Below are 13186 nucleotides of genomic sequence, written 5' to 3' on the forward strand. Positions count from 1 at the left end.
GCTGTCCATGCCGTAGATGTACTCGACTACAAGCGTACATTTAAATGATAGAGTGTCTTTCTATTTTTTTCCACACTTTAACCCCCGAGAAATATTTTACGCATACGCAAAAACCTTTCCAATTCTAAGCGGTTTCAGTACAATACAAATGAAGGAAAAATTTTTCAAAGAGCGTTTCTGCAAAGCGAAACATTTTTGCACCAAGATAAAGGAGATTGTTTAAAATGACGGCTTCATCCTATTATTTAGGTGTCGATATCGGCACCACCACAACGAAATCCGTTTTGTTCGGCGCGCAAGGGAAAGTAATCAGCATGCACCATGTCGGCTACCCGCTGCACAGCCCTTCACCTGATGTGGCCGAACAGGATCCGGATGAAATTTTCCGCGCCGTGAAAGAAACGATGAAAACGGCGATTGCAAAAGGCGGCATCAATCCATCCGATATTGAACTCGTATCTTTCAGCTCTGCCATGCATAGTTTGATTGCGGTGGATGCAGACGGAAAACCGTTAACCCGCTGCATTACCTGGGCGGACGCGCGGTCAACAAAATGGGCGAAAAAGATCAAAAATGAATGGAACGGCATCGACATTTACAGAAGAACCGGAACCCCGATCCACCCGATGTCACCGCTCGCGAAAATCACCTGGCTGAAGAACGATAAGCCGGATTTGTTCGAAAAAACATATAAGTTTATCGGCATTAAAGAATATATTTTTTACCGGTTTTTCGGGCAATATGTTGTCGATTATTCCATTGCCTCTGCAACCGGCCTCTTTCATCTTGAATCACTTGACTGGGACAGAGGCGCGCTCAAAGTGGCTGGCATTTCGGCGGATCAACTGTCCAAACCGGTTTCCACTACTTTTTTCCTCACCGGTTTGGATCCAATATATGCCCACGAAATCGGAATTCCGCAAGACACGCCGTTTGTCATCGGGGCAAGCGACGGGGTGCTGTCCAATCTTGGCGTAAATGCGATCGACCCCGGCGTTGTCGCGATCACGATCGGGACAAGCGGCGCAATCCGGACGGTCACAGACAAGCCGGCAACCGATCCAAAAGGGAGGATTTTCTGCTATGCGCTGACGGAAAACCATTGGGTCGTCGGAGGGCCGGTCAATAATGGCGGGATGACGTTCAGATGGGTTCGGGATGAACTCGCTTCCGCCGAAGTGGAGACCGCTAAACGTCTCGGCCTTGATCCTTACGAGGTGCTGACGAAAATCGCATCGCGCGTTGCCCCCGGATCAGACGGGCTCATCTTTCATCCGTATCTGGCAGGCGAACGCGCACCGATTTGGAATGCAAATGCAAGAGGATCATTTTTCGGACTCGGCCTGCACCATAAACGCGAGCATATGGTCCGCGCCGTATTGGAAGGTGTCATTTATAACCTTTACACCGTCATGCTTGCGCTCCAGGAAATGATAGGCGTTCCCCAGAAAATCCAGGCGACCGGCGGCTTTGCCAGATCCGAACTGTGGCGCCAGATGCTCGCCGACATTTTCAACCAGGAAGTCGTCGTTCCGGAAAGCTTCGAAAGCTCCTGCCTCGGCGCCATCGTCCTCGGCATGTACGCACTGGGTAAAATTGACGATTTCTCGATTGTATCCGAATGGGTCGGCTCCACGCACACCCACCGGCCGATCCCTGAAAATGTCACCATTTATGAAGAAATCCTCCCAATTTACATCCGCGTATCACGTCTGCTGGAAGCGGAGTACGGGAATATTGCGGCGTTTCAGCGGAAATGGGTGAAGGGTTGATGAGAACAGGGGCTGCCCAAAAGCCCCTTTTTAGCAAACTTTATATAAGGATGGGCAATGCAAATGAAACAAAATAAACCGCTATTTGAGATGAAGCAGCTGATCATTTGGAAAATCGCCATTGCATCTTCATTATCCTGGGAGATCGCAAAATCAGCCGGTTCCCATCACCCCTATTTGGCGCCTTTAACGGTCATTTTATGTATCAAAGCAATGCCGGATCAAACGATAAGTTTTGCAGTTAATCGTATGATTGGTACAATGGTCATCGGCACAAATGGCGGCCTTCAGTAAAATGTTCCAACAGTTGCTGGAAGGCGACCCCTTTGAATTGGATTCCCCTGTACAACCCTTCTTAAAAGAAAACCGAACACATCAATTTTCTATACCTTTGGCTGTACTCACAGAACAATTCATGAAATCCATAAACCTGAATAAACTTTATTATGATATTTGAAAGTGGTGAGCAGCTTGGAGGATATTTTTCAAATGTTGGAGCAACTCCCCTTTATAACGGAAAGATGTGTGATTGCAACAATACTGCGTGTTGAAGGCTCCGCTTATAAAAAAGAAGGCTCCTGCATATTAATGGGGAAAGCGGGGCACAAATCGGCATGTTAAGCGCAGGTTGCCTCGAGGAAGATCTGAAATGGAAAGCAAAACAAGTACTGGAAAGCGGAAAAGCACAAATCTACACCTATGATATGCAGGATGAAACAGACTTATCATGGGGGCAGGGCGCAGGGTGCAACGGTATTTTGCATATATTCATCGAACCTTTAACCCGGACTTTAAGGCAAAATTTAATGAAATTAAAAGCATTTTTGGATGCAGGGATTTCTGTTCTTCATATTAAACAGTTTAACGGGAATTTTGAGTTCCTCCGGGGTGGTTATTTTCCCCAAAACGGTGAACCCTTCGGCGATGCATTTCCGGCTTTTATGATAGAAAAACTTTTTGGCAAAAGCGACACACGAAGCACAGATAAAAACGGCCAATTTTATTCATACCATTACAGGTCGCGCCCCCGCTTGATATTGTTTGGGGCGGGGCCGGATGCAAAACCGCTCGTACGATTTGCGGCTCAGACCGGTTTTTCCGTAACAGTTTATGAACATAGGCCGGCGTTATGCAACCGTGAAAACTTTCCTGAAGCCGAACAGTGTATCACCGGATTTCCAGATGGTGCAGATCAAAACCTTGACATTGTCGAAAAAGATTTTGCCGTAATTATGACCCACAATTTTCAAAAAGATAAGGAACTTCTTCGCATATTGATGCACAAAAAATTATCTTATCTCGGTATACTGGGGCCCTGTAGGAGAACAGAAAGATTACTTGAAGGAAAAGAAATTCCGCCCTGGATCTCCTCACCGGCCGGAATTAATATACATGCGAAAGGGGCGGAAGAGATTGCAATCAGTATTATCGCCGAAATGATAAAAGTTTTAAGAAAACCGGAGAAAATATGAAAAAAATCATCGGCATTTCTTCCGCAGCCAAAAAAGTTATGACCAATTGCGCGTTTTGCGAAGGAGGGAAATGGGTTGACTCTCTTAGGAAAAAGCATGATACGGAAAGATGCTTTGGAAAAAGTTACAGGCGAAGCCAAATACATCCATGACCAATCCTATAACGGCTTACATGCTGCAACAGTTATAAGCCCGTTCGGCCATGCAAAAATCCGGAAAATAGATATGAAAGAAGCAAAAAAGATACCGGGGGTAAGGGCAATCATTACCGGGGAAGGTCTTCCTTTAACCGGTGAAGAGATCCGGGACCGGCCCCCGATTGCATTCGATAAAGTCAGGCATTGTGGGGAAGTCGTTGCAGTCGTTGTAGCAGATAACCTTTTGATTGCAAAAAAAGCGGCAAACTTGATTAAAATCGCATATCAACCATTGCCGGTTGTCCATTCCCCTACAGAAGCCTTACGTCAAGATGCGCCGCTTGTACATGAAAAACTGGGAAGCTATGAAAAATCGCACATGGTTTATCCAATACCCGGAACTAATATTGCAAACCTCCAGAAAATCCGCAAAGGGAATATGGAAAAAGGATGGCGTGAAAGTGAGGTGATTGTAGAAGCCTCTTTTTCTATTAAACCCTCCGACCACGCTGCAATGGAGACACGCTGTTCAACTGTCGAAATAAAATCCGACGGCACGGTGATCATTTCAACCACCTCCCAATCCCCTTTTATGGTAAAAAAATTAATCGGCCGTTATATTCACGAAAATCCAGGAAAAATCATCGTCAATACGCCGCTTGTCGGAGGCGCTTACGGAGGAAAAGCTTCGGTGCATACAGAACTGCTGGCTTATCTCGCCTCAAAGGCTGTTGGTGGGAAACCTGTGAAACTCTTTTATTCCCGCGAAGAAGATATGGTAAGTGCGCCGGGGCATATCGGACTGGATGCAAAAGTAAAGCTAGGCGCCACCCGTGATGGGAAATTAACAGCTGCTGAAATGACTTTTTTATTTGATGGCGGCGCCTATGCCGATAAATCCATTGACTTAAGCAGAGCTGCAGCAGTTGACTGTACAGGCCCGTACAATATTGAAAACATTCGATGCAATTCTTACTGTATGTATACCAATCATCCATACCCCGCACCCTTCCGAGGATTCAGCCATTCCGAACTTTTATTTGCATTTGAACGGACAATGGACATATTGGTGCAAAAACTGCAGATGGACCCGTTTGATTTGCGTTATTTAAACGCCATTCTCCCTGGCCACACAACGCCCACCCAAGTTCAACTGAATGAAAGTACGGTCGGAAATTTGAGGAAATGCATTGGCCGTGTAAAAGAATTAGCGAATTGGGAAGAAGGGCAGATTACAGAAATTGATGAACGTTACGTACGTGTAAAAGGCGCAAGCTGCGGATGGAAAACATCGACGATTGATTCAAATGCAAGTTCCGGCGTCGTTTTAACTTTTAATTCTGATGGCAGTGTCAATATTATTTCCGGCGTCATTGAAATCGGAACAGCCACAAAAACGATGCTGGCACAAATGCTCGCCGAACGTTTCCAAATGGATATCCATCAAATCCATGTCCGGATGAAGGTAGATACGCAGACAACCCCGGAACATTGGAAAACTGTTGCAAGCCAGGGGACTTTTATGGCGGGAAGAGCATTGATGGAAGCGGCTGATGATGCGGAAAGGCAAATGAAGGAAATTGCTTCCGCTGTCTTAAGATGCACACCGGAAGATTTAGCCGTTGCGGACTCCCGTGTATTCCTAAGAAGCAACCCCCGAACCGGCCTCCATTTTAAAGATATTGTATACGGCTATGTGTATCCAAATGGAAATGCCATCGGCGGCCAGATTATCGGCAGAGGGAACTATATTTTGCGCGGCATGACGTATCTGGACCGGGAGACCGGCAGAGGCAGGCCCGGACCCGAATGGACGGTATGCGCGTCTGTTGTGGAAGTGGAATTTGACCGCAGAGATTACACATATAAAATAATCAAAGCCTGTACAGTTGTCGATATCGGGAAAGTATTAAACGAAAAAACAGCAAAAGGGCAAGTGATGGGGGCAATGAGCATGGGGCTTGCGTACGGCGGGCGGGAAACGTTTATTTTCGATTCATTCGGAAGGGTATTGAATCCGCAGCTGCGAACTTACCGGCCGATCTATTACGGGGAAAATCCCGAGTATCTGGTTGATTTTATCGAAACGCCGCATTTGGAAGCACCATATGGTTTGCGGGGGGTTGGCGAACATGGGATTTTAGGAATGCCGGCTGCGCTTGGAAATGCTTTATCTCGTGCTGCCGGCGTATCCCTGTACAGCCTGCCGCTAACACCGGAATACATCTGGCGGGCAAAGGAAGAAGCAGCCAATGATACCATTTGAATTTGACTATTACCGCCCAAAATCTCTTCAAGAAGCTGTCTTTCTCTATCAATGGCTAAAAAATCAAGGAAAATCACCAAAATATTTTTCCGGCGGAACAGAAGTGATTACACTTGGAAGATTAAATGTATTGTATACGGACGCTGTAATTGACCTAAAGGAAATACCGGAATACAAAGTCCGTTTTTCAACTGAGGACAGCCTTATCCTCGGCGGGGGCCTTTCTTTAGCTGAAATTGAAGAAGAAGGATCATTTCCATTGCTGTCAAAAACCGTACGCGAAATCGCAGACCATACAGCCCGTACGAAGATCACGTTAGGCGGTAATATTTGCGGCCAAATTTTTTACCGGGAAGCCGTACTGCCTTTTTTATTAGCCGACAGCCTCATCATGGTTGCCGGGCCGTACGGCGACAAAGTGTTGTCGATTCATCAAGTTTTTCAGCAACATTTGCACCTCGATGAAGGGGTATTTTTCGTTCAAGTGAGTACCCAGCAGGAATTTATCCGGGCGCCGCATATGAGCATCAAAAGGCGCAGGCAATGGAATACCGGCTATCCCTTGATTACAGTTGCCGCCTTAAAAACCGGGAATCAAATCAGAGTGGCCATCAGCGGCTTAACCCCTTATCCGTTTCGTGCATTTGAGATGGAAAAAGCATTAAACAATGGGCGCTTAACCTTAAAAGAAAAAGTTCAAGAAGCCATCCGCCATGTGCCGGCGCCTGTATTAAATGATGTTGAAGGTTCTTCCGGGTATCGGATATTTGTTTTAAAAAATACTTTGGCGGATATTTTAACGGGTTTGGGAGAGGAGTGAAACCCATGGCTTTGATTTCTGCCATGTTGGATGTAAATGGCGAAAAAAAAGCAGTCACGATCCGATCTTCTGACATCCTGCTCGATGTGATAAGAGAACATTTAGGTTTAACAGGTGCTAAACCCGGATGTTTGAACGGGGACTGCGGGGCTTGCACGGTGATGGTTGACGGCCGTCCGATGAAGTCATGTTTAATGTTGGGTGCCGAGGCAGTCGGAAAGCGGATCACAACCATTGAAGGATTGAAAAATACCCCGATCCAGCAAGCATTTATTGAAAACTTTGCCTTCCAGTGCGGATACTGTACACCCGGATTCATTATGAATTGCCATGCACTCATTGAAACTCATCCTGATGCAACAGCCGAAGTCATACAAAACTGGCTTGAATCCAATATATGCCGGTGTACAGGATACAAGGAGATTGAAAAGGCGGTAAAAGCGGCAATGAAAAAACGTAATGGCTTGTACCCCCTATCTTAAAGTCAAAACTACCCCACCTTCACCGGCTCGCCGCCATAAAGCCCAACCGCATTGGTGCCGAGCATTTTTTCGGTTTTCGTTTCCGTGATGCCATTTTCGCGCAGGGCAGGGAGAATGTCTTCAAAAATATGGGCCGGGTGCAAGTTTTCCATAATTAATTTTTATGATCTGTTCGTTCATGGCCGGCGGGCGCCCGAGCCTTCATCATAACAGCCGGGCGCTCCTTCGAGATAATCTTCGGTTTCCACCATCAGCGTTTGGATCACGCTCCTGTTCGAGGAGGATGTCTTTTAACGAGGGGACTGGCCGACCAGTATTTTCTGCTTTCAGTAAGCCCTGCCCAGCCCATGAGCCAGTTTGAACGCAAATTTCATCGATTTTTCCTTTAACAAATGCGCCATGCCCATCTCCCTTACCATAAGCGGACTTTCAAAAGCGTTATCGAATACTAGTCGGTAGTGGTTTGTTATACAACCTCAAAAACAAAGCCGTCAACTTTTTAAAAAGAAAAACAGCCGGGCGCTCCTTAAATATGGATGCCCGGCTGCTGCCGTCAAAGGAACATATTCAAAATCAACGCCCCGGCAAATCCGGCAAGCGAAAGGATTGTCTCGAGCACGGTCCATGTTTTGAATGTTTCTTTAATCGATAAACCAAGGTATTCTTTTACCATCCAGAACCCTGCATCATTGACATGCGAGAAAATCAGCGAGCCCGCACCGGTTGCAATGACAAGCAGTTCGAGGTTGATGCTTGTTGTATGGGCGATGACAGGCGAGATAATCCCGGCTGCTGTCGTCAAGGCAACCGTTGCCGAACCTGTCGCAATCCGGATCAGGGCGGCGATCAGGAAAGCGAGAACAAGCGGGGACAGGGACAAATGCCCGGCCATTCTTGCGATCACGTCACCGACGCCGCTATCAATCAAAATCTGTTTAAATCCCCCGCCGGCACCGATGATCAAAATGATCGACCCGACCGGCAGCAGGCATTCTTCCGTAAATTTTTTAACCAGCTTCCGGTCCATCCCCTGCCGAAAACCCAAGAAATAATAGGCAAAAAAGCATGAGAGCAAAAGTGCAATGAGCGGGCTTCCGATAAACGCGAAAATTTTTTCAACGAGTTTCGGCACACGCAGGTAAGGTGCAGCCGTTCCGAGCACCATCAAAATCACCGGCATTAAAATCGTCAAGAAAGAAATGCCTGCGCTTGGCATTTTCGACTGCGACACATCTTCCACCTGGATCAATTTCGGTTCGCCTTCCGGAGTAACGCGTTTATTCACCCATTTGGCAAACAGGGGCCCGCCTAAAATCCCGGCCGGAATGGCAATGATCAAAGAATACAGCAATACTTTTCCGAGATTAGCGTTGTAAATGCCGATTGCCGCAATTGCGCCCGGGTGCGGCGGGACAATGCCGTGCACGATTGATAATCCCGCAATGGCCGGCAAAGCGATCAGCAAAATATTTTGTTTAGACGCTTTTTGGATCGATATGACAAGCGGCAGCAAAATCAAAATCCCGACTTCAAAGAAGACCGGTATGCCGATAATAAAGCCGGAGAAAAACATCGCCCACGGCAGTTTCTTTTCGCCGAACATTTTTATGAAATAATTGGCGATCTGGATCCCTGCACCGGATTTTGAAAGCATCTCGCCAAGAATTGTGCCGAGCGCCAAAATTCCGACCAAATGCCCAAGGACACCGCCGACACCGGTTTCGTAAGCGGTAACAATTTTATCCAAAGACATTCCTGAAAAAATCGCAAGAAACATGCTGGCAACAAGTAAACTGATAAACGCATGCCACTTAAACCATGAAACTCCTAATATAACGATGACGATTGCCAAAAATGTAATCAACAGCAAATAAGCATCCATGATGTCAACCCCTTTTCGACGCAAAATGAAAGCACTTTCAGCGATACTTTTATTATATGAAAAAATTTTTTAATAATCAAGTTTTACTGTAAAAAATTTTTAAACATTAGGCATTCACACAATCACTCCCCCTGGCATAGGCTGTAAGAAAAAAGCCCAATTATGAGGAGGTTCCCCGATGGTTAGATGGTTGAAAATCGGCTTTACGTTGCTGATGACTGCTATACTTGCATTCAGCTTAGGCGCATGCGGCGCTGGCAGTTCAGGAACGAAAAAGAAAGCATTGCAAAATGTACGGGTTGCCGAAGTGACGCGCTCCGTCTTTTACACGCCACTTTATGTTGCGCTTGCAAAAGGCTATTTCAAAGAGGAAGGACTTGATATCAAGTTAACAACCACCTGGGGCGGCGACAAAACGATGACAGCCCTGCTTTCCGGCGGGACAGATATTGCGCTTGTCGGATCGGAAACGTCCATTTACGTTTACAAACAGCAGGCAGCCGATCCGGTCATTAATTTTGCGCAACTCACCGCAACGGACGGCACATTCCTTGTTTCGCGCAAAAAAATTGACCATTTCTCTTGGAATATGCTGAAAGGCTCCACTTTCCTCGGCCAGCGTAAAGGCGGGATGCCGCAGATGGTCGGCGAGTATGTGTTGAAAAAGCACGACATTGACCCGCACAAAGACACAAAGCTGATCCAAAATATCGACTTTGCGAACATCGCCAATGCCTATGCGTCCGGGACGGGGGATTTTGTCCAATTGTTTGAACCGAATGCAACAGTGATGGAAAAAGAAGGAAAAGGCTATATTGTCGCTTCATTCGGCAAAGAGTCCGGCGAAGTGCCGTACACGACGTTCATGGCCAAACAAAGCTATTTAAAGGAAAATGAAACAAGCGCGGTGAAATTTGTGCGCGCCTTGTTAAAAGCCGGCAAATGGGTGCGGAAAACCGATCCGGAAGTCGTCGCCAAAACAGTACAGCCTTATTTTAAAGACACCAAAACGGATATTCTTGCTTCCTCTATTGAACGGTACCGCAGCCAGGGCTCTTTTAGTGATGACATGATTTTAAGCAAATCGGGCTGGAGCACAATCCAGGAGATTATGAAAGAAGCCGGCGAACTCGGCCAAACAGTGCCTTACAGCAAACTCGTCAATACAACGATTGTGAAAAAAGCTGCAAAATAATGGAAAGGGGGCGTGCCCTGCCCATCCGGCAGGCTGCAGCCATGAGTTTTTTGATCGTCCAAAATGTCAACCATACTTATTTCACGGCTAAACAGGCAACAAAGGCGCTTGAAAATATTTCGTTCAGCATCCGGGAAGGGGAATTTGTATCTTTACTTGGCCCGAGCGGCTGCGGAAAAACGACAATGCTTTCGATTATCTCGGGGCTGTTGCAGCCGACAGAAGGGGAGGTGCGGATCGACGGTAAAGCGCCTGATCTAAAAGCGTCGTCGATCGGATATATGCTCCAGCAGGATTATTTATTCCCGTGGAAAACGATTGAAGAAAACATATTTCTCGGGCTAAAAATGAAAAAACAGCTCAACGCAGAATCAAGAAAAAACGCCCTTCAACTTTTGCATGACATCGGCCTGCATGGCGTTGAAAAACAATTCCCGCGGCAATTGTCCGGCGGGATGCGGCAGCGGGCCGCATTGGTAAGGACGCTTGCCGTCAACCCGAAAATCCTGCTGCTTGACGAACCGTTTTCCGCACTCGATTTCCAAACAAAGTTAAAGCTTGAAGATTTGGTCTTTAAAACGTTGAAGCAATTCCACAAAACAGCCGTGCTCGTCACGCACGACATCGGCGAGGCGATTTCGATGAGCGACCGGATTCTCCTGTTTGCGGCAAAGCCCGGGCGGCTGCATAAAATTTTTGAGGTCCCGGAAGATCTGCGCCGCATCCGCCCGTTTGAAGCCCGCAGCAAAGAATCCTATTCCATTCTTTTCAACGAAATTTGGAAGGAGCTGGAGTCCCTTGAAAACAGTTAAAAATGTTCCGCTCCTGCACGAAGACTATCTCGCCGCCATCCGTAAAGAAAAACGCCGAGTCCGTTTTTTCCAGCTGTTGATTTTAATCGTATTTTTCTGTTTATGGGAAATTGCGAGCCGCCGCCACTGGATCGACCCGCTCATTTTCAGCTCGCCGTCAAAAGTGTGGGCGCTATTTGTGGGAAAAATTGAAGATGGCTCGCTTTACATCCATTTGGGGATCACCGTGTTTGAAACGATCATGGGCTTTATTCTCGGCACGCTGCTCGGCGCCGTGCTGGCCGCCATTCTCTGGTGGTCGCCGTTATTATCGAAAATTCTTGACCCGTACCTCGTTGTTTTTAACGCGATGCCGAAAGTGGCGCTCGGTCCGATTTTGATCGTCAGCATGGGCCCGGGGTTTTCATCCATTATTTCGATGGGGATTATCATCTCCGTCATCGTCACGACCATCGTGATTTATACGGCGTTCCGCGATGTCGACCCGAACTACATCAAAGTGCTGCGTTCGTTCGGCGCCACCCGGATGCAGGTGTTCCGTGAAGCGGTTTTGCCGGCATCTGTCCCAGTCATGATTTCAACGTTAAAAGTAAATGTCGGGCTCGCATGGGTCGGAGTCATTGTCGGTGAGTATTTAGTCTCCTCACAGGGGCTCGGCTATATGATCATTTACGGTTTCCAGGTGTTCAATTTTACGCTTGTGATGCTTTCAATGATCATGATCGCAATTGTCGCAACCATCATGTATCAGCTTGTCGACTTGCTTGAGAAAAAATTAATGAAAGACAGATAGGCTGTTCCGGTGCGCAAAAAACGCGCCGGATTTTTATTTTTCCAGGCGCACAATCACTTTTTCTACAACCCCGTCTTTCATTAAAAAACTGAATGCAGGTGACTGCAATTTTTCACGAAGATCCCCTTCCACGAGGACAGGCCCCTTTGTTTCCAAATAATTATCCTTTTTGTCTATCCGACTGATTTCGGCATAAAAAAGCGCTTTGGCAAACGGGCCGTTCTTCCGGTCTTCCACCATATATTCGCCGATGTATTCCAGCTTTTTCGAAACGCCGCCGGTTTCTTCATATAATTCGCGTAAGGCCGCTTCTTCAATCGTTTCGCCAGCTTCCCTTTTGCCGCCCGGGAATTCGAGCCCCCTTTCCGAATGGTAGGTCAACAGCCAGCTCCCGCTATATTTCGCAATCACAAGGACATGCTGCGGTTCAACCGGAAATGCTTTTTTCTCAAATTTTAATGTAACAGTATTGCCGTTCAGGTCCGTAAACTGGCACATACGATCCCTCCTATTTTACATTATACGGCAAACAGGCGCAAAAATTGGCGAAAATATTATTGAAATCGCATACATTTTTCGCTGTACATCTCGTGAACATAACCATACAATGTTTAAAAGCATATTTTTAGGGCTAGTAAATAAGAACTGGATAAAGGAGGAAAATGCCATGAGGTTAGTCGATGAGTTGTTTGAACTGTACCGGGACCGGCTGACAGGGGACGAAGAAGATTTGGGCGCCATCACAGCAGCCGTCATCGAAAACTACAACCGGAAAGACCTGCTCGGGATCGTCAACGAGATGAGCACCGCCGAACTGGAACATTTTATCGAGTTATACATATTGGAGAGTTTAAAAGATAAGTTTGCGGATTACGCCGGCTTTGACGCCTATCCGTCAACGAAATATTTGCAATGAAAAAATGCTGTTTCGGCGCACCGGAGCAGCATTTTTTCTATAATGAGGGCACCTGTGGAATCCAGGCCCCGGTTGCCCGGCCGGCGAATCCTGCCTTTCAAAATACCGAACGCCGGCCGACAAACGCTTAACGTCTTCCCAAAAACGCATTGAGCATCCAAATGTTTTTATCCAATGTTTCCTGGATGCCGATAAACATGTCGGCTGTTGCGTCATCGCCTGCATTGCTTGCAAGCCCGATCGCTTCTTCCAGTTCTTTTGCAATCATTGCAAAATCATTGGCAACGGCCTGCACCATTTCTTCCGTGCTTTCCCGGCCGCTTGCTTCCTGCACTGATGCAGTTGCCAGGCTCTCTTTCAATGTTGCAACCGGATTGCCGTTTAACGCCAGCAGACGTTCGGCCAATTCATCGATGTATTCATTCGCAAGATCGTATAATTCTTCAAATTTGGCATGGAGGCTTAAAAATTGCGGCCCTTTCACATACCAATGGTAATTGTGCAATTTTGTATAAAGCACTGTCCAGTTTGCCACTTGCTTATTCAATAATTCCAGCAATTGATCGTTTTCAGCCATGTTCAATCTACCTCCTGCTTAGTTTGTACCCTTTTGCCGGGCCTTCAAACGCCTAAACATAT

General features: G+C 46.8%; 14 protein-coding genes. 10 read left to right on the forward strand and 4 right to left on the reverse strand.

Annotation, left to right across the window (positions count from 1 at the left end):
* Positions 1-224: 224 nt before the first annotated feature.
* The 6 genes from gntK to BpJC4_RS04795 all read left to right on the forward strand — a co-directional run bounded on the left by gntK (position 225) and on the right by BpJC4_RS04795 (position 6949).
* A complete protein-coding gene (gene gntK / locus BpJC4_RS04770; RefSeq protein ID WP_151679436.1) occupies positions 225-1772 on the forward strand; it encodes a gluconokinase in 1548 nt (515 codons plus the stop codon).
* 63 nt (positions 1773-1835) lie between these two features.
* Positions 1836-2066 (forward strand): aromatic acid exporter family protein, encoded by a 231-nt coding sequence (locus BpJC4_RS04775; protein WP_151679437.1) that lies wholly within the window; start codon positions 1836-1838, stop codon positions 2064-2066.
* Between the two features lie 320 nt (positions 2067-2386).
* Positions 2387-3244: an XdhC family protein gene (locus tag BpJC4_RS04780; RefSeq protein WP_253693331.1), complete on the forward strand. Its 858-nt coding sequence runs from the start codon at positions 2387-2389 to the stop codon at positions 3242-3244.
* A gap of 75 nt (positions 3245-3319) precedes the next feature.
* A complete protein-coding gene (locus BpJC4_RS04785; protein ID WP_172968345.1) occupies positions 3320-5647 on the forward strand; it encodes a xanthine dehydrogenase family protein molybdopterin-binding subunit in 2328 nt (775 codons plus the stop codon).
* Positions 5634-6467, forward strand: a complete 834-nt coding sequence (locus tag BpJC4_RS04790; RefSeq protein ID WP_151679438.1) for an FAD binding domain-containing protein — start codon at positions 5634-5636, stop codon at positions 6465-6467. The genes BpJC4_RS04785 and BpJC4_RS04790 overlap by 14 nt, the downstream gene beginning before the upstream one ends.
* 5 nt (positions 6468-6472) lie before the next feature.
* Positions 6473-6949, forward strand: coding sequence for a (2Fe-2S)-binding protein (locus tag BpJC4_RS04795; RefSeq protein ID WP_253693334.1), 477 nt, complete (start codon positions 6473-6475; stop codon positions 6947-6949).
* An 8-nt stretch (positions 6950-6957) separates the two neighbouring features.
* On the opposite strand, the gene BpJC4_RS16065 is transcribed toward BpJC4_RS04795, so the two are convergent.
* Complete coding sequence (locus BpJC4_RS16065) at positions 6958-7101, reverse strand: hypothetical protein (RefSeq protein ID WP_172967439.1); 144 nt, start codon at positions 7099-7101, stop codon at positions 6958-6960.
* A gap of 401 nt (positions 7102-7502) precedes the next feature.
* Positions 7503-8831 (reverse strand): GntT/GntP/DsdX family permease, encoded by a 1329-nt coding sequence (locus BpJC4_RS04800; RefSeq protein WP_151679439.1) that lies wholly within the window; start codon positions 8829-8831, stop codon positions 7503-7505.
* Positions 8832-9009: 178 nt separating this feature from the next.
* On the opposite strand from BpJC4_RS04800, the gene BpJC4_RS04805 reads away from it, so the two are divergent.
* The 3 genes from BpJC4_RS04805 to BpJC4_RS04815 are packed head-to-tail and all read left to right on the forward strand — an operon-like array spanning position 9010 to position 11631.
* Positions 9010-10026, forward strand: coding sequence for an ABC transporter substrate-binding protein (locus BpJC4_RS04805; protein WP_151679440.1), 1017 nt, complete (start codon positions 9010-9012; stop codon positions 10024-10026).
* A 41-nt stretch (positions 10027-10067) separates the two neighbouring features.
* A complete protein-coding gene (locus BpJC4_RS04810) occupies positions 10068-10838 on the forward strand; it encodes an ABC transporter ATP-binding protein (RefSeq protein ID WP_151679441.1) in 771 nt (256 codons plus the stop codon).
* Complete coding sequence (locus tag BpJC4_RS04815; RefSeq protein WP_151679442.1) at positions 10825-11631, forward strand: ABC transporter permease; 807 nt, start codon at positions 10825-10827, stop codon at positions 11629-11631. Before BpJC4_RS04810 ends, BpJC4_RS04815 begins: the two co-directional genes overlap by 14 nt.
* A 33-nt stretch (positions 11632-11664) precedes the next feature.
* Here the strand turns inward: BpJC4_RS04815 and ytkD are convergent, their stop codons facing one another.
* Positions 11665-12129 carry an RNA deprotection pyrophosphohydrolase gene (gene ytkD, locus BpJC4_RS04820; RefSeq protein WP_151679443.1) on the reverse strand — a complete coding sequence of 155 codons (465 nt, stop codon included), beginning with the start codon at positions 12127-12129 and terminating at the stop codon, positions 11665-11667.
* Positions 12130-12298: 169 nt separating this feature from the next.
* Here ytkD and BpJC4_RS04825 point away from each other — a divergent pair, with 169 nt between their 5' ends.
* Positions 12299-12547: a DUF6154 family protein gene (locus BpJC4_RS04825; protein ID WP_151679444.1), complete on the forward strand. Its 249-nt coding sequence runs from the start codon at positions 12299-12301 to the stop codon at positions 12545-12547.
* A 127-nt stretch (positions 12548-12674) separates the two neighbouring features.
* Here the strand turns inward: BpJC4_RS04825 and BpJC4_RS04830 are convergent, their stop codons facing one another.
* Positions 12675-13124, reverse strand: a complete 450-nt coding sequence (locus tag BpJC4_RS04830; RefSeq protein ID WP_151679445.1) for a Dps family protein — start codon at positions 13122-13124, stop codon at positions 12675-12677.
* Positions 13125-13186 lie beyond the last annotated feature (62 nt).

This window comes from Weizmannia acidilactici, assembly GCF_008974185.1.
GTDB lineage: Bacteria > Bacillota > Bacilli > Bacillales > Bacillaceae_C > Weizmannia > Weizmannia acidilactici.

Coding starts and splice junctions, on each gene's coding strand:
- BpJC4_RS04790 (WP_151679438.1), top strand. CDS start 5,634: ATGATACCATTTGAATTTGACTATTACCGCCCAAAATCTCTTCAAGAA.
- ytkD (WP_151679443.1), bottom strand. CDS start 12,129: ATGTGCCAGTTTACGGACCTGAACGGCAATACTGTTACATTAAAATTT.
- BpJC4_RS04795 (WP_253693334.1), top strand. CDS start 6,473: ATGGCTTTGATTTCTGCCATGTTGGATGTAAATGGCGAAAAAAAAGCA.
- BpJC4_RS04775 (WP_151679437.1), top strand. CDS start 1,836: ATGAAACAAAATAAACCGCTATTTGAGATGAAGCAGCTGATCATTTGG.
- BpJC4_RS04780 (WP_253693331.1), top strand. CDS start 2,387: ATGTTAAGCGCAGGTTGCCTCGAGGAAGATCTGAAATGGAAAGCAAAA.
- gntK (WP_151679436.1), top strand. CDS start 225: ATGACGGCTTCATCCTATTATTTAGGTGTCGATATCGGCACCACCACA.
- BpJC4_RS16065 (WP_172967439.1), bottom strand. CDS start 7,101: ATGGAAAACTTGCACCCGGCCCATATTTTTGAAGACATTCTCCCTGCC.
- BpJC4_RS04825 (WP_151679444.1), top strand. CDS start 12,299: ATGAGGTTAGTCGATGAGTTGTTTGAACTGTACCGGGACCGGCTGACA.
- BpJC4_RS04800 (WP_151679439.1), bottom strand. CDS start 8,831: ATGGATGCTTATTTGCTGTTGATTACATTTTTGGCAATCGTCATCGTT.
- BpJC4_RS04805 (WP_151679440.1), top strand. CDS start 9,010: ATGGTTAGATGGTTGAAAATCGGCTTTACGTTGCTGATGACTGCTATA.
- BpJC4_RS04830 (WP_151679445.1), bottom strand. CDS start 13,124: ATGGCTGAAAACGATCAATTGCTGGAATTATTGAATAAGCAAGTGGCA.
- BpJC4_RS04810 (WP_151679441.1), top strand. CDS start 10,068: ATGAGTTTTTTGATCGTCCAAAATGTCAACCATACTTATTTCACGGCT.